20 protein-coding genes and 1 riboswitch are annotated in these 26,121 nt (G+C 69.0%); of the genes, 9 read left to right on the forward strand and 11 right to left on the reverse strand.

Going from position 1 to position 26,121, the window contains the following annotated elements:
- Positions 1–206: 206 nt before the first annotated feature.
- Both tgt and GIS00_RS28665 read right to left on the reverse strand, forming a co-directional pair.
- Positions 207–1,424, reverse strand: a complete 1,218-nt coding sequence (gene tgt / locus GIS00_RS15850; protein ID WP_322098015.1) for a tRNA guanosine(34) transglycosylase Tgt — start codon at positions 1,422–1,424, stop codon at positions 207–209.
- Between the two features lie 217 nt (positions 1,425–1,641).
- A complete protein-coding gene (locus GIS00_RS28665) occupies positions 1,642–2,304 on the reverse strand; it encodes a transglycosylase family protein (protein WP_456094174.1) in 663 nt (220 codons plus the stop codon).
- Between the two features lie 57 nt (positions 2,305–2,361).
- A riboswitch (cyclic di-AMP (ydaO/yuaA leader) is annotated at positions 2,362–2,536 on the reverse strand.
- A 466-nt stretch (positions 2,537–3,002) separates the two neighbouring features.
- On the opposite strand from GIS00_RS28665, the gene GIS00_RS15860 reads away from it, so the two are divergent.
- Positions 3,003–3,488, forward strand: a complete 486-nt coding sequence (locus GIS00_RS15860; protein ID WP_154769426.1) for an AAA family ATPase — start codon at positions 3,003–3,005, stop codon at positions 3,486–3,488.
- 195 nt (positions 3,489–3,683) lie between these two features.
- Here GIS00_RS15860 and GIS00_RS15865 read toward each other — a convergent pair whose 3' ends face one another.
- Both GIS00_RS15865 and GIS00_RS15870 read right to left on the reverse strand, forming a co-directional pair.
- Positions 3,684–6,638 (reverse strand): arylsulfotransferase family protein, encoded by a 2,955-nt coding sequence (locus tag GIS00_RS15865; RefSeq protein ID WP_196073308.1) that lies wholly within the window; start codon positions 6,636–6,638, stop codon positions 3,684–3,686.
- A gap of 502 nt (positions 6,639–7,140) precedes the next feature.
- Positions 7,141–8,529, reverse strand: coding sequence for an alanine--tRNA ligase-related protein (locus GIS00_RS15870; RefSeq protein ID WP_154769428.1), 1,389 nt, complete (start codon positions 8,527–8,529; stop codon positions 7,141–7,143).
- Between the two features lie 93 nt (positions 8,530–8,622).
- Between GIS00_RS15870 and alr the strand changes: the two genes are divergently transcribed.
- From alr to GIS00_RS15895, 5 genes are all read left to right on the forward strand, one after another.
- Entirely contained in the window at positions 8,623–9,741 is a 1,119-nt protein-coding gene (gene alr, locus GIS00_RS15875; protein WP_154769429.1) for an alanine racemase, read from the forward strand.
- 93 nt (positions 9,742–9,834) lie between these two features.
- Positions 9,835–12,264 carry an AAA family ATPase gene (locus GIS00_RS15880; protein ID WP_154769430.1) on the forward strand — a complete coding sequence of 810 codons (2,430 nt, stop codon included), beginning with the start codon at positions 9,835–9,837 and terminating at the stop codon, positions 12,262–12,264.
- Positions 12,261–12,608, forward strand: a complete 348-nt coding sequence (locus GIS00_RS15885) for a hypothetical protein (RefSeq protein ID WP_230313679.1) — start codon at positions 12,261–12,263, stop codon at positions 12,606–12,608. Before GIS00_RS15880 ends, GIS00_RS15885 begins: the two co-directional genes overlap by 4 nt.
- Before the next feature lie 201 nt (positions 12,609–12,809).
- On the forward strand, positions 12,810–13,841 hold the full coding sequence (locus GIS00_RS15890; protein ID WP_154769431.1) for a hypothetical protein: 1,032 nt from the start codon (positions 12,810–12,812) through the stop codon (positions 13,839–13,841).
- Positions 13,842–13,905: 64 nt separating this feature from the next.
- Positions 13,906–14,982, forward strand: a complete 1,077-nt coding sequence (locus tag GIS00_RS15895) for a hypothetical protein (protein WP_154769432.1) — start codon at positions 13,906–13,908, stop codon at positions 14,980–14,982.
- 10 nt (positions 14,983–14,992) lie between these two features.
- Here GIS00_RS15895 and GIS00_RS15900 read toward each other — a convergent pair whose 3' ends face one another.
- Positions 14,993–15,640, reverse strand: a complete 648-nt coding sequence (locus tag GIS00_RS15900) for a TetR/AcrR family transcriptional regulator (RefSeq protein WP_322098016.1) — start codon at positions 15,638–15,640, stop codon at positions 14,993–14,995.
- 113 nt (positions 15,641–15,753) lie between these two features.
- On the opposite strand from GIS00_RS15900, the gene GIS00_RS15905 reads away from it, so the two are divergent.
- Together GIS00_RS15905 and GIS00_RS15910 are read left to right on the forward strand one after the other, a co-directional pair.
- Positions 15,754–16,392 (forward strand): DUF4386 domain-containing protein, encoded by a 639-nt coding sequence (locus GIS00_RS15905; protein ID WP_154769434.1) that lies wholly within the window; start codon positions 15,754–15,756, stop codon positions 16,390–16,392.
- A gap of 31 nt (positions 16,393–16,423) precedes the next feature.
- Entirely contained in the window at positions 16,424–17,284 is an 861-nt protein-coding gene (locus GIS00_RS15910; RefSeq protein WP_322098017.1) for a sugar phosphate isomerase/epimerase family protein, read from the forward strand.
- 3 nt (positions 17,285–17,287) lie between these two features.
- Here the strand turns inward: GIS00_RS15910 and GIS00_RS15915 are convergent, their stop codons facing one another.
- A complete protein-coding gene (locus tag GIS00_RS15915; RefSeq protein WP_154769435.1) occupies positions 17,288–19,048 on the reverse strand; it encodes an MSCRAMM family protein in 1,761 nt (586 codons plus the stop codon).
- A gap of 65 nt (positions 19,049–19,113) precedes the next feature.
- Entirely contained in the window at positions 19,114–19,620 is a 507-nt protein-coding gene (locus GIS00_RS15920) for a hypothetical protein (protein ID WP_154769436.1), read from the reverse strand.
- Between GIS00_RS15920 and GIS00_RS15925 the strand changes: the two genes are divergently transcribed.
- Positions 19,607–20,080: a hypothetical protein gene (locus GIS00_RS15925; protein ID WP_154769437.1), complete on the forward strand. Its 474-nt coding sequence runs from the start codon at positions 19,607–19,609 to the stop codon at positions 20,078–20,080. The two genes, GIS00_RS15920 and GIS00_RS15925, sit on opposite strands and share 14 nt — an antisense overlap.
- A 412-nt stretch (positions 20,081–20,492) precedes the next feature.
- Here the strand turns inward: GIS00_RS15925 and GIS00_RS15930 are convergent, their stop codons facing one another.
- The 4 genes from GIS00_RS15930 to GIS00_RS15945 form a co-directional block, all read right to left on the reverse strand.
- Positions 20,493–21,047, reverse strand: coding sequence for a hypothetical protein (locus tag GIS00_RS15930; protein WP_154769438.1), 555 nt, complete (start codon positions 21,045–21,047; stop codon positions 20,493–20,495).
- Positions 21,044–22,159 (reverse strand): helix-turn-helix domain-containing protein, encoded by a 1,116-nt coding sequence (locus GIS00_RS15935; RefSeq protein WP_154769439.1) that lies wholly within the window; start codon positions 22,157–22,159, stop codon positions 21,044–21,046. The genes GIS00_RS15930 and GIS00_RS15935 overlap by 4 nt, the downstream gene beginning before the upstream one ends.
- 80 nt (positions 22,160–22,239) lie before the next feature.
- On the reverse strand, positions 22,240–23,685 hold the full coding sequence (locus GIS00_RS15940) for a relaxase/mobilization nuclease domain-containing protein (protein ID WP_154769440.1): 1,446 nt from the start codon (positions 23,683–23,685) through the stop codon (positions 22,240–22,242).
- A gap of 666 nt (positions 23,686–24,351) precedes the next feature.
- Positions 24,352–25,995 carry an IS1634 family transposase gene (locus tag GIS00_RS15945; RefSeq protein WP_322098018.1) on the reverse strand — a complete coding sequence of 548 codons (1,644 nt, stop codon included), beginning with the start codon at positions 25,993–25,995 and terminating at the stop codon, positions 24,352–24,354.
- Positions 25,996–26,121: the final 126 nt, after the last annotated feature.

Consider the following 26,121-nt stretch of genomic DNA (forward strand, 5'->3'; position numbering starts at 1 on the left):
GACATCCGCCCGTCGCGAGGTGATCGGGGGCACATGCCGTTCTCACAGACAGACCTCCGGGTGGTCCCAGGTCGGCACACCAGAGTGGTTCTCACGGCGCCCCGCCCCGTCCCCCATCCCGGCGCGGGGAGCCGTCCAACTTCACCGAAGCCCTGTGCCCGCACCGGTTCTCACCGGAGCGGGCGCAGGCATGAACCGGCCGGCCGTCAGCGCTTGGCGTAGTAGCGGCCGAGGAACTCAGCCTTCACCGACTCGTAGCTGCCGTCGGCGAACGAGTCGCGGATCCGGTCCACCAGCCGCACCACGAACCGCTCGTTGTGGATGGTCGCGAGGGTGGAGGCCAGCATCTCCTTCGCCTTGAACAGGTGGAAGACGTAGGCCCGCGTGTAGTGGGTGCAGGTGTAGCAGTCGCAGTCCTCGCCGAGCGGGCCCATGTCGTGGCGGTAGCGGGCGCCCATCAGGTTGTAGCGGCCGTCCGGCGAGTAGATCGAGGCGTTGCGGGCCACCCGCGACGGCGAGACGCAGTCGAAGGTGTCGGCGCCGTTCTCCACCGCGGTGAAGATGTCGTCCGGCTCGGAGATGCCGAGCAGGTGCCGCGGCATGTCCTCCGGGATCTCCTCGCAGCACCAGCCGATGATCGTGCCCAGGTTGTCCTTCTCCAGCGCCCCGCCGATGCCGAACCCGTCGAACGGCCGGCCGTGCTCGCCGAGCTCGAGGAGTCCACGGACCGCCTGCCGCCGCAGGTCCTCGTACTGGGCGCCCTGGATCACCCCGAACAGCTGCTGGTAGGGCTTTCCGACCCGCTCGGTGGTCAACCGGTCGTGCTCGTCGAGGCAGCGCCGGGCCCAGAGCCGGGTCCGCTCGACGGACCGTTCCTGGTACTCGCGGGTGTTCATCAGGGTGGTGCACTCGTCGAAGGCGAAGATGATGTCCGCGCCCAGCCGGTGCTGGATGCCCATCGAGATCTCCGGGGTGAACCGGTGCCGGGATCCGTCCAGGTGCGACTTGAAGGTCACCCCGTCGTCGTCGACGTGCGCCAGCCGGGTCTTCCCGGCGGCGATGACGTCGTCGGACTGCAGGCCGTCCACGTTCATCGCCAGCACCTTCTTGAACCCGGCGCCCAGGGACAGCACCTGGAACCCGCCACTGTCGGTGAAGGTGGGGCCGGGCCAGTGCATGAACGGGCCGAGCCCGCCGTGTGCCTCCACCAGGTCCGGACCGGGCTGCAGGTAGAGGTGATAGGCGTTGGCGAGCACCGCCTGCGCGCCGAGATCCGCCATCGACTCCGGCAGCACGGCCTTCACCGTCGCCTTGGTGCCGACGGCGATGAAGGCCGGGGTGCGGATGTCCCCGTGCGGGGTGCTCAGCACGCCGGCCCGCCCGAGCCGGCCGGGCAGACGGTGGGTGACGCGGAACGAACTCACCCGACCATCCTGACCGCTGCCCCGCGCAGGACCGAATCCGCACGACCGAGTCAACTGCGACGTCGCCGGCGGGCCGACGGACGATCCCAGGAGCAGATCCCGCCGTCACCGCCCTCACAGGGCCGACCCGAGCCGGAAGGCCGGGGCCGCCTCGGAAACGCGATGCGCCGGGCACCCGTGCGGGTACCCGGCGCATCACGCAGGCCTGGGACGTGCATCAGCCCAGGCTGAGCACCTGACCCGGGTAGATGAGGTCCGCGTCGGAGATGGTGTCGCTGTTCGCGTCGAACAGCGCCTTCCAGCCGCCGTCGACGCCCTGGTCGGCGGCGATCTTCGACAGGGTGTCACCGGACTGCACGGTGTACTCACCGGCACCCGCGCTCTGCTGCGGGGCGGCGGCGGGCTCGTCGTTGCGGGCCTCCTCCTGCGCCTCGTTGCTCCCGTCCTGCTGCGGGGCCTGCTCGACGGCGGCCTCGGTGGCGTTCTCGGAGGTGTCCTCGACAGCCTCCTCCGCCGGGGCGTCGCTCGAGTCGGCGGGCACGTCGCGCAGGTCGACCCCGCCGCTGGCACCGACCATCGACGCGCAGGCCCAGGCGCCCCAGCCCTGGCCGGCGAGCGTGCGCTCGGCGATGGCGATCTGCTGCTCACGGGTGGCCAGGTCGGCACGCTCGGCGTACTCGAGGCCGCCGAAGGCCTCCCAGGTGGAGGGCAGGAACTGCAGGCCGCCGTAGTAGCCGTTCCCGGTGTTGATGTGCCAGTCGCCGCTGCTCTCGCACTGGGCGACGGCATCCCAGGTGGAGTCCGGGGCGGCCGAGGCCGTGCCGGCGAGGGCGAGGGCGGGGGCTCCGGCGATGGCGCCGACGGCCACCGTCCGCAGCATGATGGTGCGGGTGTTCGACGGCTTGCGGTGGCGTCCGACGTAACGGGTCATGTGATGTGCCTCCCTGTGCTGCGCCTACGAGGTGAGCTGTCGGGTTCGGGCACACGGAACGAGAAGTTCCCTGGGAGTTGCCCGACCGGCCGGAACCGGTTTCACCCCAAGACGATCGGATACCGCTCGACCGCCGGAAGTTGGGTCCCCCGCCGCTGTCCGCGCCTTTCGTTCCAGAGTTCTCCGGATCCTTGGTGGACAGCGCTCGGCGCGAGCAGGTCCCGGAGTTGCAGGTCAGGACGTCGTGGCCGGTGGCGGTGCCGGGGTGGCGTGGCGCCTGACCCGTCGTCCGCCCTCTACGGTACGGATGGACGGTAATGGCGCCAGTCGGACAAATCAGACATCACAGTTCTATCACGAAGCGATCTCGGATGATCACGGCCGACTTTCCGCTGATTGCACGTGGTGAATCGGTCATATTTTCCGGGCGAATCTGCTGTGCACGGCGAATCAATTTTCACCCGGTCGGCGCAGTGTTGTCGGATGCGCACAGGAATGGCTCACGTCGATCTTTCCGCCTCAGGTCACGGCATCTCCCTGCACATCCTCGGGGCCGCTGCCACCCCCGGTGACCAGCCCGGACGCCGCCGATGGATACCCTCACGCAGGTGGGGCCAGGGCGGCCCGGACCTGGAGGGAGCGGCGGGATGGCACGGCTGGTGCTGATCTGCGGACTGCCGGGATCGGGCAAGACCACCGTGGCGCTCCGGCTGGCCCGCGAACTGCCGGCGATCCGGCTCAGCCCTGACGAGTGGCTGCACAACCTCGGCATGCCCTCGCAGCTGCCGACCGCCCGCGAGCGGGTCGAGTCGCTCCAGTGGCAGATGGCGCAGGCACTGCTGCGGATCGGCACCAGCGTGATCCTGGAATCCGGGTTCTGGCGGCGTCGCGAGCGGGACCAGTTCCGCGAGCGGGCGCGGCAGCTCGGCGCCCAGGTGGAGCTGCGCTATCTCGACGTGCCGATCGCCGAACTCGAGCGACGGCTGGCATTCCGTTCCAAGGGTGGCTCGGTGCAGGGGTCCGGGACCACGGGCCCCATCTCCCGGGACGAGATCGCCGCCTGGAAAGCAGTTTTCGAGGCTCCGGACGCCACGGAGCTCGCTCTCTACGACACTCGCGTCACTGCCTCCTGACCTTCCCCGGCACTCGGCCGGGCGTCGGGCATTCCCCGGGCGGCCTGCACTCGCACGACGTCCCGCACTCGCACGACGTCCCGCACTCGCACGGCGTCCCGCACCTACCGGACGGAGCCGCCGACCGACGTCAGGAACGCCGGAGGGCCGGCCCGCGGGATGCGGACCGGCCCTCCGGGTCGTGCTGGTGCGTGGTCAGCCGAGAGCTGCACCACGCGCGTTCGGCGAGATGTACATCCGCTCGGCGGCGGAGCCCGGTCCGTACCAGAACACCGACGAGATGTCGCCGGCACCGATGAACGCGCCGATGAGCGGGATGTAGCCGACGGCCTTGCCGGTGTTGCCGGACGGCGAGACCGCCGACACGCCACCGGTGAAGGACCAGATCTGCGGCGCAGCGCCACCGTTGCGGATCATCACCGAATCGGTCGGACCCTCGAGGACGTACGCGGCGCCGGTCGCCGAGTTCGTGACGTCGGTGGACCGGTAGGAGCCGTTGGCCGCGAAGCTCCAGACCGAGTCCGCCGCGGCACCCGGCGCGTAGAAGAGGATCTCGTCCCGATCCGGATCCCCGTCGAAGTTGCCGACCCGGGCCGAGTAGGTGCCGTTGATCGAGACGGGCACCGTGCGGTAGCCGGTCGACCCGCCCGAGTTGCCGCTGGTGAACCAGATGGAGTCCGGCTCGGCGCCCGGCGCGTACCAGAGCACGTCACCCTGGCCGTTGCCGTCGAAGTCACCGGTGACCGGGGTGTAGGTGCCGTTGATGCTCAGGCCACGGGTGGCCCGGGTCAGCGGCTGGCCGGCGTTCCAGCTGTACCGGTCCACCCGGTCCGGCGCCGCACCCGCTGCGTAGTACAGGATCTCGTCGCGACCCCCGCCGTAGGCGGCACGGTTGTCCATCACGATCGCCTGGGTCACGACCGACGGGATGTCGATCGAGGCGCTCTGGAACACCCGGTCGTCGCGGTCGAAGCGCCACATGAACGCGGTGCCACTGCCGTTGCGGCGGAACAGGATCTCCTCGGTGCGGTCACCGACGAAGTCGCCGACCACCGGGGTGTAGCTGCCGTTGATGGTCACCGGGTAGGAGGTGAACCCGCCGGCACCGTTGGACAGGTGCAGGTAGTCCTGGCCGGACGGCGAGTACCAGAGGATGTCGTCGCCGGAGGCGCCGCCGAAGTCACCGACGATCGGCTGGTAGCCGACGCCGTTGACCGCGGTGGTGGCGATGTCCTCGAAGTACGCCCCGCCGCCGCTGATCACCTCGGAGGTGCCGCCGGAGATCGGGGTGCCGCCGTCCATGGCCTGGATCGCCAGGTAACGCCCGGCACCCGTGACGGTGACCGTGGTCTCGAACCCGGACTTCGAAGTGGTGGATCCCAGGACGGACAGCGCCCGCGGGTTCGAGCCGGACAGCACCCGCCAGCCGGTGGTCTCGGTGCTGCCGTTCCAGCTGACCTTCAGGGTGGCGTTGCTGCCGGTCCGGGCGCTGACCACGACGGTCGGCTTCTCGGTGGGCGTGCCGGTCCACTCCTGCCGGACTGTGCGGTAGGTGCCGTCCCCGACGATGTTCGCGTCCCAGATGGCGGTGCCGGCCGAGTTGTACTCGGTGGCGATGCCCAGGCCGCCCCAGCCGACCAGGCTGGCCAGGCCGGAGCCGACGTCCTGGTTCTTGCCCTGGGTCGGGCCGTAGGTGTTGGCCCGGCGCAGCGACTCGGTGTAGGTGGCCGTCCCGGTGCCCGGGTTGAGCGTGACGAACGCGGCGCGCGAGGTGTTGGAGGTGACGGCGATCTGCCGGCGCACGCCGTTGTCGAAGTAGCTGTACTGGTTCGTGCCGCGGACCCGGAAGTCGTGCGGGTAGTCGGGGCCGGTGATGCCGGTCGCGACGACCTCGGGATCGTCGTCGACGACGGTCGGGAAGTCGGTGCTCTTGCCACCGAAGATCCAGATGACGTCGCCGGTGGTCCGGTTGATCTTGTACAGCGCCGAGGTGAGACGGGCCGAGGCGATGATGTTGCCGTCGGTGTCGATGTCCAGCGAGTTGAAGTGGATGTAGTCCATCAGGTTCGACTGGAGGTAGTTCGGGTAGTACGTGTCGCTGGTCGGGATGTGGTCCAGCGAGTGGAACTCGAACAGCACGGCTCCGGTGGCGACATCCACCTCCTGGATCACGCCGTCCAGCACGGTGGCGCCGGTCTTGCAGCCGGTCACGGTGATGTTGTCGCAGAGCACCGGGTTGTAGGCCATCAGCAGCGCGGTGTTGTCCTCGGTGAGGATCATGTCGTGGATGTCGGCCTGGTAGCCGTTGCCCATCCGGACGGTCGCGATCGACTGGTAGGCGGAGTTGTAGATCTGGTAGTCGCCGCGGTAGTTGCCGGCGCCGTACGGCGCGGTGCCCTCGAACCAGGTGATGACCTCCTGGCCCAGGTAGTTCTGCACCTCGGCGTCGCCCACGATCTTGTCGGTGACCGGGTGGAACCAGACCAGCGCTCCGGCGTTGTCGTACATCATCACGCCGGGCAGGCTGTTCGCCGTGCCCTGCGGGGTGGCGAACAGGTAGCCGGGCGCGACACCGGTGCCCTGCGGGTTCTGGTTCACCTGCACCGCGGGAGCGGCCAGGTCCGGGCGGGTCTGGTACTGGCTGACGATCGCCTGGGTGCCCGCCTGCGTCCGCGGTCCGGTGGTGGCACCGCCGGTGTTCAGCTCACCGGCGGCGGTGATGCCGGGGTGGGTGCCGGGGCTGGCGACGGTGAACGAGTAGCTGCCGTTCTCGGCGCCCGCGACCTGCGCATCGGTGCTGACGGTGACCGTCTCGCCCTTGGTGAACGCAGTGGCCGGGGTGAAGGTGGCGCCGGTGCCGTCCGGGTGCGCAGTGACCTTCCCGATGTGCGGGCCGCTGACGCTCCCCGTGACGGAGACCGTCGGCAGCGCGCCGGCCGGCAGGTCACGCAGGCTGATCGAGGTCTGCGGGGACGCGGTGAAGGACCCGGCCGCGGGGATGGCGACGGCCGATCCGGGTGCTGCCGATGCCGCGGTGGGGATCGGTGCCGCACCGGCGGCCGTGGCGGTGACCACGGGCAGCAGAGGTGCGAGCAGTGCCAGGGCGAGGATCGGGCCGAGTGCCCTTCGTGGTCGGGATCGGGATGTCACGTGTGGAGCCCCTCGTGGTGTGCTGGACCGTCGGCGACGGGCGCTCGCGGCGCCCCTTCGCCCGCACCGCCGTCGGCGGCACCTTCTCAGGACTACCTCACCCGGGTGACACCCGCCATCGGGACCCGCCGCCGACCGCCCGATTTCACCGGATCCTCCCGGTGCTGTCACGCAACTGCCGAGGTCCGGCCGCCGGGTCGGTCAGTCGTGGCGGCGGTGAGCGGTGGGCGGTGGGCGGTGGGTGTTACTGCGGATCCGGTGCCGTCAGCCACGCCAGGCGTGGCCCAACGCAACAGATCAGCCCGGACGGCCGGGGAAGAGGACCGCGTGATCCGCCCGAACGGCCGGGGGAAGAGCACCGCGAGACCGCGCCGCGCACCCGGCCGGCCCCGCCGGCACAGATCCGGTGCCGTCAGCCACGCCAGGCGTGGCAGAACGCAACAGATCCGTCCGGACTGCCGAGGAAGGGTCCGCGAGTTCCGCCCGGACGGCCGGCGGCAGGTCAGGCGTGTGCGGCCTGGGAGCGAGCCCGCTGGGCGGACATCTGGTCGGCGAACTCGGCCTCCCAGTGCTCGCTGACATCGATCCCGCCGCGGCGGGCCTCCTCGGTGGAGAGTTCAACCGGGAAGCCGAAGGTGTCGTAGAGGACGAACAGTTCGGCGCCGGTGACCCCGGTCTTCCGGTACGCCTTGAGCTGCTTGATCCCCTTGCGCAGGGTCCGGCGGAAGGCCTGCTCCTCCTTCACCAGCACGGCGATCACCTGCTCCCGGTGCTCGGCGACCTCCGGGTAGTGCGCCTCGTAGATGCCGGCGATGGTCGGGACGATCTGCGGGAAGAAGTTCTCGTCGAGCCCGAGGTCGAAGGCGAAGCGGATTGCCCGGCGCAGCAGCCGCCGCATGACGTAGCCCTGCGCCTTGTTGGCCGGCCGCACCCCGTCGACCGCAAGGAACGCGGCCCCGCGCAGGTGATCGGCGATGACCCGCATCGCCTCGGTCTCGTCCTCGTAGGACTTGCCGGACAGCTCCTGAAGCTTGTCGACGATGGGCCAGAGCAGGCTGATCCGGAACACGTCGGGCGTGCCGTTGGAGGCCGCCGCGATGCGCGCCAGCCCACCACCGAAGTCGACGTTCTTGCGCGGCAGCGGCTCGAAACCGGTTGCGGTGCGCCGGTACTGCATGAACACCGAGTTGCCCAGCTCGATGAACCGGCCGCAGTCGCAGTTCTGGTGGCAGTGCTCGCCGTACGCGGGATCGTGGTCGATCTCCGGGTAGAGGTAGAACACCTCGGAGTCCGGCCCGCCGGGCTCGCCGACTGGCATGTCCTCGGCGCTGCCGCCGCGGCACCACCAGTTCTTCTTGCCGTAGAAGGCGATCCGGGCGCCGCCGGTGCCGACCGCCGCGGCGTGTTCCTCGGTGTCCACCTCGACCTGGTCGGCGGAGACACCGGCGGTGGTGAAGATCTGGGTCCAGATCTCCGCCGCCTCGGTGTCCTTCTCGATGCCGTGGGCGGGATCGCCGATGAAGCAGGTGACGTAGATCCGCTCCGGGTCCAGACCGACCTTGTCGGTCAGGAACGTCCAGAACTGGTGCAGCTGCACGTCCTTGAAGTAGTCGCCCAGGCTCCAGTTACCGAGCATCTCGAAGAAAGTGGTGTGCCGGTTGTCGCCGACGTCCTCGATGTCCTGCACCCGTAGGCAGGTCTGGCTGTCCGCCAGCCTGGAGCCGGCCGGGTGGTCCGCACCGAGCAGGTAGGGCAGCAACGGCTGCATGCCGCTGCCGGTGAACAGCGTCGTCGGGTCGTCGTGCGGGATCAACGGCGCCCGCGGGATGACCGCGTGACCCTGTTCGACCATGTACTCGAGGTAGGCGCTGCGGATCGCGTCGGCATCCATGATCCGATTTGACACCAGATGTCCCGCTCCTGTCGAGGCTGGTCATCATGGTCGCCGCCGGATCCGGGCCGGTCACGTGCCACGATCATCACCATGCCCACGCCGCACGCCCCTGCGATCCGGGCCGAGGCCGTGGTCGATCTCGGCGCTGTGCGGGCCAACATCGGCATGCTGCGCCGCCGACTGTCCTCCTCGACCGACCTGATGGCCGTGGTCAAGGCCGACGCCTACGGACACGGGATGCACGCGGTCGCCCGGGCCGCCGTCGACGCCGGTGCCGACGCACTGGGCGTGGCAACCTTGCACGAGGCCGTCGAGCTGGCCGCCACCGATCCGGGTGCGCCGGTGGTGGGCTGGCTGTGGGCACCCGGCGAGGATCCCGGACCGGCGCTCGCCGCGGGCGCACAGCTCGGTGTGTCCTCCCTCGACCACCTCGCCGCAGTGCTCGCCGCCGGTGTTACATCGCCGCGGATCCACGTCAAGATCGACACCGGACTGGGCCGGAACGGCGTGGTGCCTGCGGATCTCGAGCCGCTGCTGCAGGCCTGCCGTGCCGCGGAGAGCGACGGCCGGGTCGAGATCGTCGGCCTGATGAGTCATCTCGCCTCCGCGGATGTGCCCGGCGATGCCTCGGTCGCTCTGCAGAAGGCCGCGTTCGGCGCTGCGTGCGATCTGGCGGCATCCCTCGACATCCGGCCACGATGGCGGCATCTGGCGAACACCCCGGCCACTTTGGAGCATCCGGAGACGCACTTCGATCTGGTGCGCTGCGGCATCGGCATCTACGGCATCACCCCGGTGGCGGACCCGGCCGGGCTGCGACCGGTGATGACGCTGCGGACCAGGGTGGCCCTGACCAAACGGGTCCCGGCCGGGCACGGGGTGTCCTACGGACTCACCTACCGGACGTCGGGCGAGACCACCCTGGCGCTGGTCCCGCTCGGCTACGCCGACGGCATCCCCCGGCACGCGTCCTCCTGCGCCGAGGTGCTGCTCGGCGGGAAGCGCCGGCGGATCGCCGGGCGGGTCGCGATGGATCAGTTCGTGCTGGACTGCGGCGACGATCCGGTGGCGGTCGGCGACGAGGTGATCGTCTTCGGGCCGGGCGACGCCGGTGAGCCCACCGCCCGGGATTGGGGCGAGGCCTGCGGCACCATCGACTACGAGATCGTCACCCGGATCGGGCCGCGAGTGCCGCGGGTGTACGTCTGACATCGTTCACCCGAAGGGTGGGCGGTCCGCCGTTGCGGTGGTCGTTGTCGGTGGGGCTGTGCATGATGCGAGACGGCAGAGCAAGGGGGGCCGATGGCTGACGATCAGCTGAAGAACCTGGTACTGGACCGGGCTTTCGACGACAAGTCCTTGAGCGAAGACGCGCGCCTGGTGGTGCTGGCGGCGCTGGAGTCCGACGAGGACCTGGCCGAGGTGCTCGCCGAGGGTGCGACGCGGCAGGCGACGGTGCAGTCGCTGACCGCGCACGCCGGCGAGGACGCGGAGCCGGTCGGCGCCTACCTGCGGTCGATCACCGTGCAGGGTTTCCGCGGGATCGGGCGAGAGGTGAAGGTGCCGCTGGAGCCGGGGCCGGGTCTCACCGTGATCGCCGGTCGCAACGGCTCCGGAAAGTCGACGCTGGCCGAAGCCCTGGAGCTGGCGCTCACCGGGCGGAACCTGCGCTGGAAGGACAAGGCTCAGGTCTGGTCCCAGCACTGGCGCAACCTGCACCACCCCGACGTCGCCACCGTGCGGGTCGGGATCACCGAGCAGGGCCAGGGTGTCACCACCATCGGCGTCGACTGGCCGAGCGGATCCGGAGCCGTCACCGAGCACAAGGCCTGGGTGCAGCGCCCCGGCCGCAAGCAGGAGGACCGCAGCGCCCTCGGCTGGGCGGCGGCCCTCGAGCTCTACCGCCCGCTGCTCGGCTACGACGAGCTCAGCGGCATCCTCGAGGGCAAGCCGTCCGAATTCCACGACAGCATGGAACGGATCCTCGGGCTGGAGCAGCTGACCGATGCCATTGCCCGGCTCGACCGGGAGCTCAAGCGCCTCAAGCAGCCCTCGGCGGAACTCACCGCCACGAAGAAGCGGATCCGTGACGCGCTGGTCGGTGTCCAGGATCCGAGGGCTGCGCAGGTCCACAAGTTGGTCGGACGGCATGCGGTCGAACCGGAGGACCTGCGCCCGTTCGTCACCTCCACCGAGGGAGCTGTGCCGGCCACCTGGACGTCCGCCGCTGCCCTGACCGCACCGGACCGGGTCGAGATGCTCACGCTGGCCGCCGCTCTCCGTACCACTGCGACGAGCGAGGCCGCCATGTCGGTCGGCGTCGATCGGCTGTCCTCGCAGCGGATCGACCTGTTGGAGCAGGCGATCCGGGTGCACGCCGAGGGCGGGGACGGGCCGTGTCCGGTCTGCGCGACCGGGACGCTCGACGGATCCTGGGCCGAGCAGGCGCGGATTGCCGTCGACGCGGAACGCAAGGCCGGACAAGGACTTTCCACGGCCCGGGACACGCTGCGCCGGGCACGGACCGCGGTGCTCGAGGCAGTGGCGCAAGTGCCCGCCCCGCCGGCCGACCCGGACCTGCCCGCCCTGGCCGCGGCTGCGGCTGCGTACCAGGAGTGGACCGCGGTACCGGCCGACGGGAACCTGGCGTTGGCGGATCACCTGGAGCGGCACGTCGACGCGGTGGCCGAGGCCTTTGCCGCAGCCGCGCAGGAAGCTGCGGGCCTGATCCGCGAGCGCGCCGACGCCTGGGCGCCGCACGCGACAGCGCTGGCGGTGTGGATCGAGCAGGCCGAGCTGATGCTGGCGACCGAGCCGACCCGAACGGTGGCGGACGAGGCGTCGAAGTGGCTGAACGCCAACGCTTCCGATCTGCGTCGGGAGCGGCTGGCACCGTTGGCGTCCCGGTCCCAGCAGATCTGGTCGCAGCTCCGGCAGGACAGCAACGTCGAGCTCGCGGAGATCGTGCTGGAAGGCCGCAACACCCAACGGCGGGTGACGCTGCGGGCGTCGGTGGACGGCGAAGCGGCCGAGGCGTTCGGCGTGATGAGCCAGGGCGAGCTGCACGCCCTGGCCCTGGCGGTGTTCCTTCCCCGCGCGGCCGCGGCGGCCAGCCCGTTTCGGTTCCTGGTGCTGGACGACCCGATCCAGGCCATGGACCCGTCGAAGGTCGAGGGCTTCCTGCAGGTGATGACCGAGTTCGCCAAGGACCGGCAGGTCATCGTGCTCACCCACGACGACCGCCTGCCGTCGGCGGTGCGTCGGTCGCGCGTGGCCGCCCGGATCATCGAGGTGAGCCGCGGCGCCCGGTCCGAGGTACAGGTGAACGAGTCGACGCGGCCGGCCCAGCGGATGCTCGACGACGCCGAGGCGATCGCGAAGGACCGTGCGGTCCCGATGGACATCAAGGGCTTCGCGGTGCCCGCCCTGTGCCGGGATGCTCTGGAGTCGACCGCACACCAGATCTTCGTCACCCGCGCTCTGGCCGACGGCTCGAACATCGATGCGGTGGAACGGATGTGGACCGAGGCGAAGACGACGAAGCAGCGGCTGGCGCTCGCCCTGACGCTGGACCGTCGCGGCGAGCCCGGCGGCTGGTTGGACAAGTCCGGCAACCGCAAGGCGATGATGTTCGCGGTGACGCGCGAGGTGCACGAGGGCGCGTCGAACCCGCTCGCGTCGTTCGAGAGCACCCGCGCCGCCCTCAAGGACCTGCGCCGGGAGTTCCCGTGACCGACCGCCGGCGATTGCTGGTCGCGGCGTCGCAGGTACTCGACGGCACGGTGGCGGTCGGCGCGCGCAGCGGACGCATCGGGGCGGTGCTGGTCCGGGTGGCCTTCGAGTCCTGGCTCGACGAGCGCAGCGCCCCTTGGGCTCTGCGGGCGGAGCGCCGACCATCGGTGGCCTCGCAGCTCGTGGTGCTGCGGGCGCTGCACGGTGCCGAGCAGGCGGACGAGGCCGAACGCTGCTGGGACGCGCTGAGCCGCATGTGCCATCACCACGCCTACGAACTGCAGCCGCAGGTCACCGAGGTCCAGGCGATCGCCCGCCGGGTCGCCGTGCTGGTCGGCCTCTGAGGGCGGGTCCATCATTGCGCGGTAAAGCCCGGCCATAGGGATCTCTGGGTGAATGTCATCCGTTTCCGCGAACCCACTGGTCAACGATCACCACGAACGGCATACTCGCCTTCTGCGCCCGGAGTGGCGCATGCACCAACCGCTGTTCCGGAGGGGAATCCCGTGCGTCGCTGTCGTCGTGTTGTCCTGCTCGTCGCCGCTGTGATGACGTCGCTCTTTGCGGCCCCGGTCGCGGAAGCGGCGCCGAGCCCGGTGGTCACCGTGCTGAGCGACTGCAACGCGGAAGGCCATGCAGACATCACCTCGGACGGCACCATCCACGGGTTCATGACCTGCGCGGACCTGTCGATCCGGTACTTCAGCGGCCGGGTCCCGGGTTCCTTCACTTCGAAGCCATCTCCCTACATCGGACGCGTCTACGACGTCGCATGGGACGGCGTGAGTCGGGCCTACGTTCTTTTCCAGAACGGGGAATCCGGTCCGGGCACAGTCGGTGCGCCGCCGAAGATCGCCGTGTACGACGTGGCGACCGGGAAGTTCAGCCCGCCGACGACGCTCGGCTCGCGGACCGCGACCGTCGCGAACTACGGCTCGATCGTGGCCAGCAAGGGTCGGTGGTGGGCGGTCTGGTCAGAGCGGAGCGGTGAACCGGGGACCGCGTCGTATCGCGACCAGCTCTTCCAGGCCGGAACACTTCTCGGCCCACGCGGGCGGCAGCAGATCACCTTCACCAGCGCCCCCAACGGGACACCTCGGCTCGCCCTCGAGAACGGGAAGATCACCATGGCGTGGTCTCGTCAGGGAACCACTCAAGTGGCGACCACCACGACCGGGTCATGGTCGTCGAGGCCATTGGCATCCGGACGTCCCGACGGGGTCATCACCCGCGACGGCAGGACGTACGTCCTCCTGCGCGGCGCGGACGGCCGCGTCCGAATGATCGACAACGCCACCGGCATGTGGTCGACAAAGATTTTCGACGATCAGGTGGTGGACAGCACCGCGCCCACTTTTGCTGTGTCCGGCACACGGGTCTTCGCCACCTGGAGAACGTCGACGGACGGATACCTCGCCCAGAAGGAGGTGTCGAGGATCGGCGGGACCTGGCGCGAGTCAGAACGCCGCACACCCGATGTCCTGTGGATCTTCGAGACTCTCGCGCAGGACGGCTCACGCGTCGAGCTCTGGCGTGAAGGGGTTTCGACCAGTCCTGTGTATGCGCAACGCCGTTGACCGGGAGCGGCATCGACGGTCCGTGCGGAAGGAGTCGATCGTGCGTCGCAGTCACGCTCTGGTGATGGTCGTCCTGGTGATGATCGCGATGCTGTCCGGGACCAGCCCGGCCTCCGCCGCAGCCGGTCCGATCACGAAGGTGCTGGGCGACTGCACCGGCTACCCCAGCGATGCCGAGATCACGGCGGACGGCACCATCCACGGATTCGTCACCTGCGAGCCAGCCGATGTCAGCGGGAGGGATACCATCCGCTACTTCACCGGGCGGACGCCAGGCTCCTTCTCCTCCAAGGTCTCTCCGTACCACGGCGTGGTGTACGCCGTGGCCTGGGACCAGTCGAGCCGCGTCTACGTCATGTTCCAGGAGCTCCCGACCCCCGGCACAGTGGCCCCCTCGATGAGGGTCGCCGTGTACGACACGGTGACCGGCGAATTCAGCCCTCCGACCCCGTTGAGCCTGCCTGGCGAGTACGGGCCGCGGGAGGGCGACATCGTCGCCTATCGCGGCAAGTGGTGGGCAGTGTGGCAGCAGCCCACACCTGTGGGCGGCAAGCTCGTCCAGAACCTCTACCAGGCCGGCAATCTCTTGGGAGCCAGCGGCCGCACACGGATCACCGGCACGCCGGCCAGCGACTACGACGTTCGACTGGCCTACGACCGCGGTGTCGTCAGCATGGTCTGGAACCGCGCCGGTGAGGGCATCCGGATCGCCACGACGACCGACGGGCGTTGGTCGTCCAGCTTCCTGATGGCCGGTGGCCGGCCGGCGCTCGTCCGTCGAGATGGCCTCACCTACGTCGCGACCATGTCGAGGACCACTCGGGAGTGGATCGTCCGCGAGACGGACAACTCCACCGGCCGCTGGGTCACCCACACCTTCGCGGTGCCGTCCAACGAAGAGATCGAGCCGACACTGGCCGTGTCCGGCGGACGGGTCTTCCTGACCTACCAGGCAAATCTTGAATCGGGCGGCGGCGTGAGCTGGATCCATGCCTCGCGCATCGGCACCACCTGGCGAGAACGGGTGGGTCCCGTCGAGCCGTACTCGACGTACCTGCTTGCTACGGTCGCCCAGGGTGGGAGTGCCACCGTGCTGTGGACCGATCACCTCCGCCACGAGGTCATGGCGCAGAAGCAGTAGCGCCGATCGGTCATCGCCGCCTCGGCGACACCCACCCCGCCTCGTGCAACCGCCCGACGGCGTCGAGGAGCAGGTCGAGGGCCCATTCGAACTCGAAGTCCGCGTCGCAGGCACCGCCGCTGTCCAGCGCGATCGCGGTGATGTGCGGGTAGGTGCTGCGCATGCGGTCGACCAGCTGCTGCTGCTCGTCCGGGTCGGCCGGCAGCCGGAGTGCTCCCGGATCCGCCGAGTCGTCGAAGGCCTCCGGACTGAACCCCCAGACCCGATGCCCGAGCGCGTGCATTGCGTGGTGGGTCAGGTCCGGTGACAACCCACCGCCGAGGAAAGCTCCGGACACCGCGTCGAGATGGCCGAGTACCGCCGCAGTCCGGGTCGACCGGGACTCGATGACACTGCGGGCCCATGGATGTCGTGCCACCGCCTTGCGGGCGGACAACACCCGGTCGCGCACCGCGGCCTTCCAGTCCGCTCCCACGCCCGGCGCCGCGTACTCGCCGATCACGGTGTCGACCATCCCGCCGAGCAGGTCGTCCTTGTTCACCACATGCTTGTACAGCGCCATCGGCACCACGCCGAGCCGCGCCGCCAACCGGCGCATGCTCACCGCGTCGACGCCCTCCTCGTCGGCGAGGTCGACGGCAGCCTGCAACGCACGCACACGACTGACGGGCTCCCGAGCGGACAAGTGTGACCTCCCCAGGTCTTGACCTGGTGTACACCGTATACCTAGTGTCCCCGGTGTACGCCGTACACCTCAGAGCGGAGATCGCCATGCCCGACCAACGCGCCGCCCGGATCGCCGGCGGGCTGTACCTGCTCACCTTCCTGACCTCGATCCCGGCCTACGCCCTGAAGGCGCCGGTACTGTCCGGAAGCTCCGGCGGTTCCGCCTCTCTCGCAGCGCTTCTGGAGCTCCTGCTCGCCGCGGCATGTGTGGGATCGGCCGTGGTGCTGCTGCCGGTGTTGCGGCGGTGGAGCGAGCCGGCGGCGGTCGGGTTCGTGGTCTCCCGGACGGTCGAGGCGACGTTGATCCTGCTCGGCGTCGTCGCACTGCTGACGATCGCAGCAGCTCCCACTGCGCGCGACATCCTGACCCCGTTGCACGACCAGGCGTTCCTGCTCGGCCCTGGCCTGATCCCGGCGATCAACGCCCTGTGCCTCACGCCGGTGCTGCTACGAGCCCGACTCGTCCCGCGATGGATCCCGCTGCTGGGCCTGATCGGGGCGCCATTGCTGCTGGTCTCGGCAACCGTCACCCTGTCCGGCGGCTTCGGGCAGTCCTCCGCTCCGGCAGCGGTCCTCGCGCTGCCGATCGCAGCATGGGAGCTGTTGCTCGGGATCCGGCTGCTGTGGCGCGGGTTCGACCGAGCAGCGATCCCTGAGGTCTCTTTGACGGGTTCCGCCCGTTGACCCCCGCGGCAGCCATCGGCATGCTGCGGCGGTGAGCACCGACGACGCCCTGTTCGCCACCTGCTGGACCAGTGCCGGCGACGCCGCACCCGACCGCAGGGACCTGCGCAGTCCGCTACCCCTGCGCGACCGTGTCGAGGCTGCGGCGGCGGCAGGGTTCACCGGCTTCGGCATCCTGTCCGACGACCTCCCGGCTGCGATCGACAAGTACGGCCTGCCGGGGATCCGTGCCCTGCTCGACGACAACGGCATCACCGACCTGGAACTCGAAAGCATCCCGGACTGGTGGGTCCCGGACGGCCCACGCGCCGAGACTTCCCTCCGGGTGCGCGAGCTGATGCTCTACATCGCTGAGGTGCTGCAGCCACGACACCTCAAGATCACCCCGGACGGCCAGGACCGGCCGTGGGATGCAGGACGCTGGGCCGAACGCTTCGCCGGGTTGGCGGCGCAGGCCGAGAGCGTCGGTACACGACTGGGTATCGAGTTCTTCCCGTGGTCCAACATCAAGACGCTGCACGACGGGCTACGACTGGTCGCCGACGCCGGCCACCCGGCCGGCGGGATCATCGTCGATGCGTGGCACATCTTCCGGGCGGGCACACCGGTCGAGGACCTGGCAACGGTACCGGTCGAACTCATCCTGGGCGTCGAGCTCGACGACGCCGACCCGACCGTCGTCGGCACAATGTTCGAGGACACCGTCCACCGCCGGAGATACTGCGGGGAAGGCACTTTCGACCTCGCTGGCATGATCGATGCACTTCGACGCGCCGGCTGGGCGGGCCCGTGGGGCGTCGAGATCCTCTCGGACGACCACATCCGACTGCCGGTCGGCGAGGCGATGCGGCGAGCCGGCCACACCGCCCGCGCGGTGCTCGGCGCGGGTTGACGCTCAGTGCTGCCGCTGACGCCGCACTCTCGACAGCGACAGCACCACGAGGCCGCACAGCGCCAGCAGTCCGCCTGCCCAGGTCAAGGCCGGGATGTCCTCACGGACACCGGTAGCCGAGAGCGACGGCCCGGTCGTCGTTGTCGTCGGAGCGACAGTCGTCGAAATCGAGGATGTGGATGGAGCAGTCGTGATGGAGGTCGGGCTCGTCGACGGCGGCGGCGGGCTCGATGAGGACGTCGTCGGCACCGGCGCCGCGGTGATCACCGGCACCTGGCCGCCCGCCAGCGGCACCGTCACGGCGACGGTCACCCCCTGCGTGGCGGTGGTCGCAGCCACCACGACGTCGTAGTCACCGGCGGGGATGTCGACGAAGGTGTAACGGCCATCGGGGTCGGTCGTGGTGGAGTCCACGACGCCGGTGTCGTCCGTCAGATCCACCACCGCCCCGGCAACCGGCGCGCCGTCGGCGTCCACCACCCGACCGGTCACCGGGAACACCTGTACCAGCGCAACGTCGAGGCCGGTCACCGGGCCGTCCTCCACCGTGTACTCCACGGTGGCCGGCCCGTCCGTGACGTAGCCATCCGGAACAACGACCTCGATGCGATACTCGTTGCCCGGAAGCACATCCGGGCACAGGTAGGAACCGTCGGGCGCGGTGGTCACCGTTGCCGTGACCGTCCCCTCGGGGTCCAGACACCGGACGGAGACATCCGCCAGTGGCGCACCGTCCGCCGTCACCGTGCCACCCGCCGGATAGCGGGGTCGGTCGAGGGTGAAGTCGACGCCGGCGAGATCGCCGTCCGTCAGGTCGGCCGGTTGCTCGGTCGTCCCGGTGTAGCCGTCCGGCGCGATGACACGGACCGTGTACACCCCCGGCGCGAGACCATCCGCGAGATAACCGCCATCGGCATCGGTCGTTGCCGTACCGATGACAGTTCCGGTGCTGTCGACGATCTCGATGGGTAGACCAGGAAGCACCGTTCCCACATCGTCTGCCACCACTCCGGTCAACTGCCGGGTCGCGGTGGCGAACCAGGTCTGGAAGACCGGCTGCCCGCTCTGGTAGACGAAGCTGAAGGTGAGCGTGGTCAGCGGCACCGTCGGCCGGAACCACCCGGAGGCGCCGGCCGTGTCGGCCCCGTTGCCGGTCAGCGTTGCGGTCAACTCGCTCCAGTCCGGCAGGTCGTAGGGCGGAACGACACCCGCGCACGAAGAGGGTCGCGGACTGGCGTCGCAGTAGTTGAACTCCCCGGCGAATCCGAGGTCGGCGGTGGCGACGGGGCCGTCCGGTCCGGTCGCGGTGACGGTGACCGAGTCGGCGTCGATGTCACCGAGGACAAATGCCCAGCCGGCGGACGGGGTGGGCGTCGCGAACGTGTACGTGGTGACCGACGGGCTGGTGGTGTTGTTCGCGGCCGGCCGCAGGTTCAGGTATTGCTGGTTCTGGCTCGATCCGAATACCGCGCCCGGTGGGCTGCCCGTGGGCAGCCAGGTGGAGGCCCCGGTCTGCACTCCGGTGCCGGGCCCGGACACAGAGGTGGAGGTGTACGTCGCGGTCGGGAATCCGGGCGCCAGGGCGAGAGTGCCGGTGTAGTTGTTCGCGGTGCCGGCGAAGGTGAATCCGCCCCAGACCGGGCCCGGCGCGGCAAGCGCGGTGCCGGCGCCGAGCAAGGGCAGGACCCCGACCGCCAGCAGGGCCGCGGCCGCCATCGACCACCATCGTCGCGCGGACTTCCCCACCCGTGTGCGCTGCGTCACAGCTCCGACGCTAGGCGTGATCGAACCAACCCACAATCGGCAGATCAGGGGACGGGGTCGAGGACTCAGTCCGCGGTACCGACCCGCAGGTTGTGTCCGAGCAGCGTGATCGCAACGACGGCCATCACCGTCACGATCGACGTCAGGGCGGCCGCCCACTGCGGCATGCCGACCGGTTCGTGGAGCACCAGGCGCCCCCCGTTGAAGGCCAGGACGATCCCGAGGGGAACGAGCAGGTCCCGGAACGTGTTCTGCGACCGATCCCTACGCGCCCGCCGACCGCGGAACCGCCGGCCACGCGCCTGTCGACATGCATCCCAGAGTCCGAGGATGAGCACCAGCCACCCGACGACCGCGAGACCGACGTTCACCGCTCGTCCTTCCTGAACCTCGGGGTGACCGTCGACCACCAGACGGACTCCGGCCTCGGTCAACGCGCCTCCCGCCGCGGCCATCACGCACACTGCACCAGACCGGGCGTTGGCGACGTTCGGCCGATCGCCGCACGCCCAGCCCGAGTGCACCGGATTAACGAATTCGTTCATCTTCGACCAGGCGATGAACGAAAACACCCCATCGGCTTTGATCGTGCAGGTGGGAGCCTCCCGGCGTACCCGGTTTCAGCGCGCGGTCCTTGGCGTCGCGGCGCTGCTCCCTGTCCTGTCGACCCCAGGCTGTGCGCCCACTGCCTGCACTCTGACGGGGGCCGAGAACACCTTGACCATTCAGGTCTCGGACGACATCTGGGGTCCGGCCCGGTCGATGACCTGGTGCATCGACTCCGACTGCCGGGTGCATGCGATCACACCCGGGGGCAGCCCGCCGGTGATCCTGGTCGACGACCGGGTCGGCGAGGCTCCCATCCTCGTCGAGGTCCGGTTGGCCGGGGAGAACAACACTCTCCTCGCATCCGGCAGCACGACTCTCACGCCAACGGTGTTCCAACCGAACGGTCCCGATTGCGATCCGATCACCTGGCAGGCGGGTGCGCTCCTGACGAAGGATGGCCTGACCCCGATTCCGTCCGGGTAGGCATGGCCGACCGGTTCCGAAGTGTGGGCAGAATGTGGTCAGGCGCAGCCGCAGGACTGCCTGACACTGAGTCACCGGAGATGCAGAACAGCCCCTGACCTGCGGTTTCCCGCGAGGATCAGGGGCTGCTGCGTGGCGGTAGCGACGGGATTTGAACCCATCCAGAGCCCCTGGTCACGGTGATCAAAATGCCGCTGACCTGCGGAAATGCTTCCAGCAGCTGTGGTCAAATTCGGCCCTTTTTCAGCAGAGTGTGGGCAAAATGTGGGCAAAAGAATGATCTTGAAGAAGTTGATCTTGCCCCCGACCGGCGGCCTGCCGGTCGCTCGATGCCACCGCCTCGGAGCGGAGCAACACCTTCCGGGCACGGGCTGACGGTCCGCGAGCTGTCCGCGCACAAGCGCTGGGTGTCTCAGTCCCTTGGGAGGAGTCCCTCTTCGTAGGCCCAGGCGAACAGGCTTGCTCCGCTCGTGATCGGCAGAAACATGTCGGTGTCCAGCAGCGCGTCGATGACGGCGATGGCCAGGTCCCGGTCTCTGTCGAAGACGGTCGCCCACGCCTCGATGACGATCCACATCGTGTCGCGAGACTCGATCCCTCGAAGTTCGGCCTGGGCCGCCGCGGCCCGGTCGTCGAGCACTGCGACAAGCCCCCGGTGAAGTGCGCATGCGATCACGGCGCATTCACCGAGGTGTTTCAGCGGGCCGCCGCCCAGAGCAGCCTTGACCTCGAGCTGCGTCCACGCCTCCGCTTCGGTCAGCACCGTCTGCTCGACCCAGAGCAGTCCTTCGGGAGCAGCGATCCCGGGATACCTGTCCCGACCGTTCTGAATCTCGGCGTGAACCTCGGCGGGTATGACGATGATCCCGCCGGGAGCGACTTGGTGGAGTACCTCCACATGCCCCGCGCGAGACAGGTGGGTGTAGGTACTCGTATCCACGACCCAAGCCGCGGCGCTGCCGGTCATCGGGTCAGGGCTTCGTGTCCCTCGAATGCTCGCCGCAGGCGTTGCTTGTCGTCCAGCGGTTGCGGAAGGTCGTCGATGGTCAGGAGCCCGTGCAGCAGTTCCAACGTTCGCGCCGGCGTCAGGACCCCTGCCGCATATCCGTTGAGGCACGCCGCGACGTAACCAGGCGACAGGTACGGCGCCGTCAGCTCGTCAGACCACGAGAGGCCCAGCCGCAGATAATCGCCCCGCCTCGGCTCGTCCGACGCGAGTTGTTCTCGTTCCTCGCGGGTGATGAGGTCCAGGTTCCGCAGCTGGCCGATCACGGCAGTCCACGAGAGACGGAACTCGACGCCGACCGCGAGCGCTCGATCGCGCGTCGAGAGTTGGCTATGCGCGCGCCACATGTTGGTGACGCCGGTGCGAGGACCGAGAAAGTGGATCGCGAAGGAGTCGATCCACATCTCGGCGTCGAAACCCGCCTGCGAGTCGTAGGCATCGCCGAACAGCCAGTGCCCGAGCTCATGCGCCAGCGTCATCCGGCGCCGCCCCGAGTCGGCGTCACCGTTGACGACCGTCGCCCCGGCAACCCGACCCTCGGAGTCGACCTGGACACATGCACCGTCCGGGCCGGACCGACCGAGCGCGGGCGCCCAGGTGTAGAGACCGAACACCTCGCATACCCGGCCCAGGTCCTTGACCGGACCGTCGCCCATGCCGGCCTCCCGCCGGAACTTGGCCGCGACCCGCTCGGCCTCAGCATGGGTCCGAGGAGTCCTCGCAGCTGGGTCTCTGTCCGCTGACGTCAGCAGACCCATGGCCAGCAGCGTCCGCACTTCACCGGCGAACTGATCGACTTCCACGTCAAGCCCGAGCGTCGAGTCATGATCGGCGTGCGGCGCGGCCCGCCGATTCACCGCAGCCTGGACAGGCGGCTCGACGAAGTACGACAGCGGTCGTCCCAGCAACTGGGCGAGCGTGACCAGCTCGGGCACGCGAAGGTTGCGGTCACCCCGCTCCAAGTGCGAGATCGCAGCACGATCGAGCTTGAGCTCTCTCGCGACCGCGTCCTGGGTCATGCCGGCGAGCTCGCGCGCCTCCGCGAGCCGCCGACCCAACCGAACCTTGTCCATGTGTGAGATTTTCGCACAGACGCGCAATGGTCTTCAGCCCAGAGCCGTCTGAGGTTGGTCTGGGTCCGGGCCGAACCGCGTCATCCTCTTTCACTGTCCGAGCGCGGTTGCAAGGATCGGTACCTCCGCTCGAACGCAGACGACAGACTGGCAGCAGACCCGCCTACAGTCTCCGAGCGCCGGGACATGTCGCCAGAGCGCCCCGCGAAGTCATGGATCTGGGCAGCGACCCGGGGCTGGCCGCAGTCCTTTGCCGCTCGACCGACGAGACGCAGCACCCCGAGCAGTTCGACGATCAGGTCTGGTCGTCCTGCACTCGGAAGCGATCGCGCTGCGATCGCGGCGTGCGGTGAGAACGGACGTCGACCGCCGTGACCTCGGCGACGCGGGGCCCGTAGCTGGGCGAGGTTGCTCAGCACCGCGATCGTCTCAACGATCGGGTCCCGGTCGTCCCAGTCAGCCGCCAGGGACCAGGCCGCCAGGACACCGGCGAGCTCTCCTGCGGCATCCGCCCACCCGCGGACATCGCCCAGCGGGACCGTTCGCTGCCGCTGGTTCATGGACCTCAGTTCCGTGACCGCGCGATGCACGACCATCTGGAGGTCGGCCGGCCGTTGTGGGTGACCAACAGTTGGCGGGGTCCCCCGCCAGACCGCGACGGCCTGGGCGGTCGCATCCGGCGAGTCACCCCATCTGCTCCGGAGCCTGGGCAGCGTCAGATCCTTCGCCAGATGTCCGCCGCCGAAGAACCGCTCACCCTCCCCGGCCAGGGCCACCTTGTAGCCGACCACGGCGCTGGTGCCGCCTGCGGCGTAGTACGGCGCGACCCGAACACCCTCGGCCCGCAGGTGTTGCACGAACTCCGCCTCTGTCATGGCCATCGTCGCCGCTGCCCGGACATAGCGTTCCAGGATCCGCCGTGACGGTTCCCGGCCGGTGCGTTCCTGCAGTTGCAGCTCCGCGTAGGTCAAGCCTCTGCTGCCGACGCCGAGAGTGGCGCTCTGGAGGCGGCGCAGACCGTGTTCGACCTCCAGTGCCCGGCAGGCCTGCTGCGCCTTGGTGAAGTCGTGGAAGGTGTTGATGAACGACCCGTCATCCCGCACAGCGGAGACGACCAGATGGATGTGATCGTTGCCGGCCTTGCTGGTGCCGTGGTGGATGGCCAGCCACGGCACCCCCGGCTCACCAAGGTCGTCGGAGGTCCAGCCCATCTTGCGAATGAACCCGGCCGCGATGGCACCCCACTGCTCGTCGGTGAGCGGCGGGTCGCCGGCCTTGATCGACAACGAGCACTGCCACACCACCCCACGACCCGGTGCCCTCCCGGTGACCAGGGAGGGCAACGCCAACTCATCCGCCAGTGCCTTGGCATCCCGGCGGTCCAGGATCCCGGCAGGCCCGTACGCCTGGATCACGGCGTCGGCGGCCACTATGTGCGGATCCCGGTGCTCATTCGCCCGCCCCGGACCGACCAGGTACTGCAGCAGCCCGTGGAAGTCGTTTCCCCGGGTGACCTTCGGAATCAACGCCCACCCTCCTCAATGATCGGCCCCATGGGCACCTGCCTCCCCGGCCGGAGCCCGACCGGACAACCTGTCACCCCGGTCACCGACGCGAGCGTTCTGCTCGCAGCCGTCGCCAAATTCGACCGTGCACCTATGGCAAAAGCCTCGTTTCCTTGCAAGAACTTCGATTGACTTTCATCTTTTGTCGGTGGTGAGGACTGGATTCCAGAACCAGCCGAACGGCTTTCGCCGTTCCGTTGTCTCTTGCCCAGCGCAGCGACTCCGCGAGGAGGTCTGCACCACAGGGTATCCCGCTCCGCGGTGTGGTGTGACGGGCTGGGATTATCCCGCCACATAACTTGCTCCCGACCTCTCCTACGGCAGACGTCCCGGAGAGTGCTTTCGATCCCGAGGCACTTGTTCCCCCAACCCCGACGCCACTGGGATCCTGAATGTCGCGAATGGCAGGCGGTCACCATTTCAAGCGCCCGGAAGCCAAAGGCGACGCTCCGCGAGAGACGAAAAACATCGGAATCCAACGAGCCACCGATCCGCGCTTTGCGCTCACCGAAGGAGAAGAACCATGACAGGCATCGACGAGCGCTCCGTCCCCATCGGCCATCCCGGGCGGTGGAGCCGATCCGAGCGGTGCTCGTGCCAGCCCCGAACCTGAGTTAGGACACTTGCTTAGTGCCCCGGATCGGGTTGGAGTGCTGTCAGGATCTGTTGCTGGGCGGGCGGGATCCGGGGTGGGAAGTCCTGGATCGCGCCGTTGATCTCGATGGTCGCGGTCCGTAGCGGCCGGAGTTGTTTCACGACGTTCGCGATCGCCAGGCCGGTGCGTTCCTGGACGGCTCGGGACACGGCCAGGGCTGCGAAAACGATGGTCAGGTGGGCTTCGATCGCGTCTTTGGTGCGGTGGAACATCGGCCTGGCGCGGAGGTCTGTTTTCGACATGCGAAAGGACTGCTCGATGGTCCACAGGTGGTGATACTTCGTAATCACCTCCGCTGCCGGCATCGTGGTGACCGGCAGGTTCGTGACGTAGCCCTTCAACCCGATCAGCTCCCGGGCTCGTTGCAGGGCCTTCTCGTCCAGGTGCCGGTCCTTGCCCGCGATCTTCACGAACCTGGTCGCCCGCACCGCGCGTCCCTCATCGACCACGGCACGGGCTTTGGCTTCCTGCGCGTTCAGGGTCACGGTGTCCCGGCGGGCCCGCGGCGCCGAGTACTGCCAGATCGCCCGCCAGGCCACCGGGTCACCGTCGGGGTCGAACACCGGCTCGGCCCGCTTGTTGACATCGTTGACCTGGTCCCGCGCCGTTCGAGGGGTCACCGTGTCGATGATCTGCCCATCGGTGAAACGGGTTCCGTTCCAACGGAAATGGGACGCCAGATCACCGGGCGCCTTCACGGTGCGGGACCCCACGATGAATCCCAGACCGGCAGCGTCCAGCTCGGCGAGGTTGCCCACCGACAACATCCCCACATCCGCCGCGACGATCATCGGAACCTCGAGATCGTGGCGGGCCCGGAAATGGTTGATGATCGGCACGATCGTCCTGGTCTCTGCCGTGTTCCCCTCGAAACAGCCGATCTCCAAAGGGAAACCGGACCGGTCCACCAGCAACCCGACGACGATCTGCGGGTCCACCCGACGTTCCTTGGAGAACCCAACCTTGCGCAGGTCGTCTTCCTTCTCGGCCTCGAAGTACAAGGTCGTGACGTCGTAGAGCACCAACCCGAGCCCACCGGTCTTCCCGGCATGCTCGAAGCACTTCACAGCCAACCGGTCCCGGTAGTTGCCCGGGCCGACCGCGGCCAGGTGCCGCTGCACCGTCCGGTAGGCAGGCGGCTCTGCTCCCAGATCGGCCAGCACCCGCAGGGCATCGATCTTCGAACCCGGCTCCACGATCCGGGCGATCACCAGGTCCCGGAACACCTCATCACCCAGCGCACCGAAACCCAACTGGTCATACACCGAGGCCAGAACCTCGAACAGCAACCGTGAACTCGCGCCCACCGTCCGACCCGCACCGGCGGTCACCGCACGACCCGGCACAGTCGGCACAGGCGGCACCGCTGTGATCACCCCGGACCCTGCCCGCCAATCGGCGATCTGGTCCATCCGCACCACTTCCGCCGGCACCTCGACATCGAACATGCCCTGACCTGCAGTGATGAACCTGTTCGCCTGCTCGATCAGCAGTCCCAACTCCGCATCTGTGTGCGCCGAACCCACATGCTCGACGATCTCCCGACGCCCAGCCACCTTCCGCGCAACCTGGACCGCGACCGCGCCCGACGCGGTCCGCACCTTCCGCACGAACACCTGCGAACCCTACCCGTTAGTGCCCCAACCAGCCCTTCCCAGCGAGCAAACCAGCAGTTCAGAGCCATGCAAACCGAGAATCCCGCCGGCCGTGTCCTAACTCAGGCCCGAACCGGCGTCGCACGC

Source organism: Nakamurella alba, from assembly GCF_009707545.1.
Classification (GTDB): domain Bacteria; phylum Actinomycetota; class Actinomycetes; order Mycobacteriales; family Nakamurellaceae; genus Nakamurella; species Nakamurella alba.

Bases quoted from the DNA above. Each gene is read 5' to 3' on its own strand.
- alr (WP_154769429.1), top strand. From the start codon at position 8,623: ATGCCCACGCCGCACGCCCCTGCGATCCGGGCCGAGGCCGTGGTCGAT.
- GIS00_RS15880 (WP_154769430.1), top strand. From the start codon at position 9,835: ATGGCTGACGATCAGCTGAAGAACCTGGTACTGGACCGGGCTTTCGAC.
- GIS00_RS15935 (WP_154769439.1), bottom strand. From the start codon at position 22,159: ATGGACAAGGTTCGGTTGGGTCGGCGGCTCGCGGAGGCGCGCGAGCTC.
- GIS00_RS15925 (WP_154769437.1), top strand. From the start codon at position 19,607: ATGAACGAAAACACCCCATCGGCTTTGATCGTGCAGGTGGGAGCCTCC.
- GIS00_RS15930 (WP_154769438.1), bottom strand. From the start codon at position 21,047: ATGACCGGCAGCGCCGCGGCTTGGGTCGTGGATACGAGTACCTACACC.
- GIS00_RS15860 (WP_154769426.1), top strand. From the start codon at position 3,003: ATGGCACGGCTGGTGCTGATCTGCGGACTGCCGGGATCGGGCAAGACC.
- GIS00_RS15905 (WP_154769434.1), top strand. From the start codon at position 15,754: ATGCCCGACCAACGCGCCGCCCGGATCGCCGGCGGGCTGTACCTGCTC.
- GIS00_RS15870 (WP_154769428.1), bottom strand. From the start codon at position 8,529: ATGGATGCCGACGCGATCCGCAGCGCCTACCTCGAGTACATGGTCGAA.
- GIS00_RS15895 (WP_154769432.1), top strand. From the start codon at position 13,906: ATGGTCGTCCTGGTGATGATCGCGATGCTGTCCGGGACCAGCCCGGCC.
- GIS00_RS28665 (WP_456094174.1), bottom strand. From the start codon at position 2,304: ATGCTGCGGACGGTGGCCGTCGGCGCCATCGCCGGAGCCCCCGCCCTC.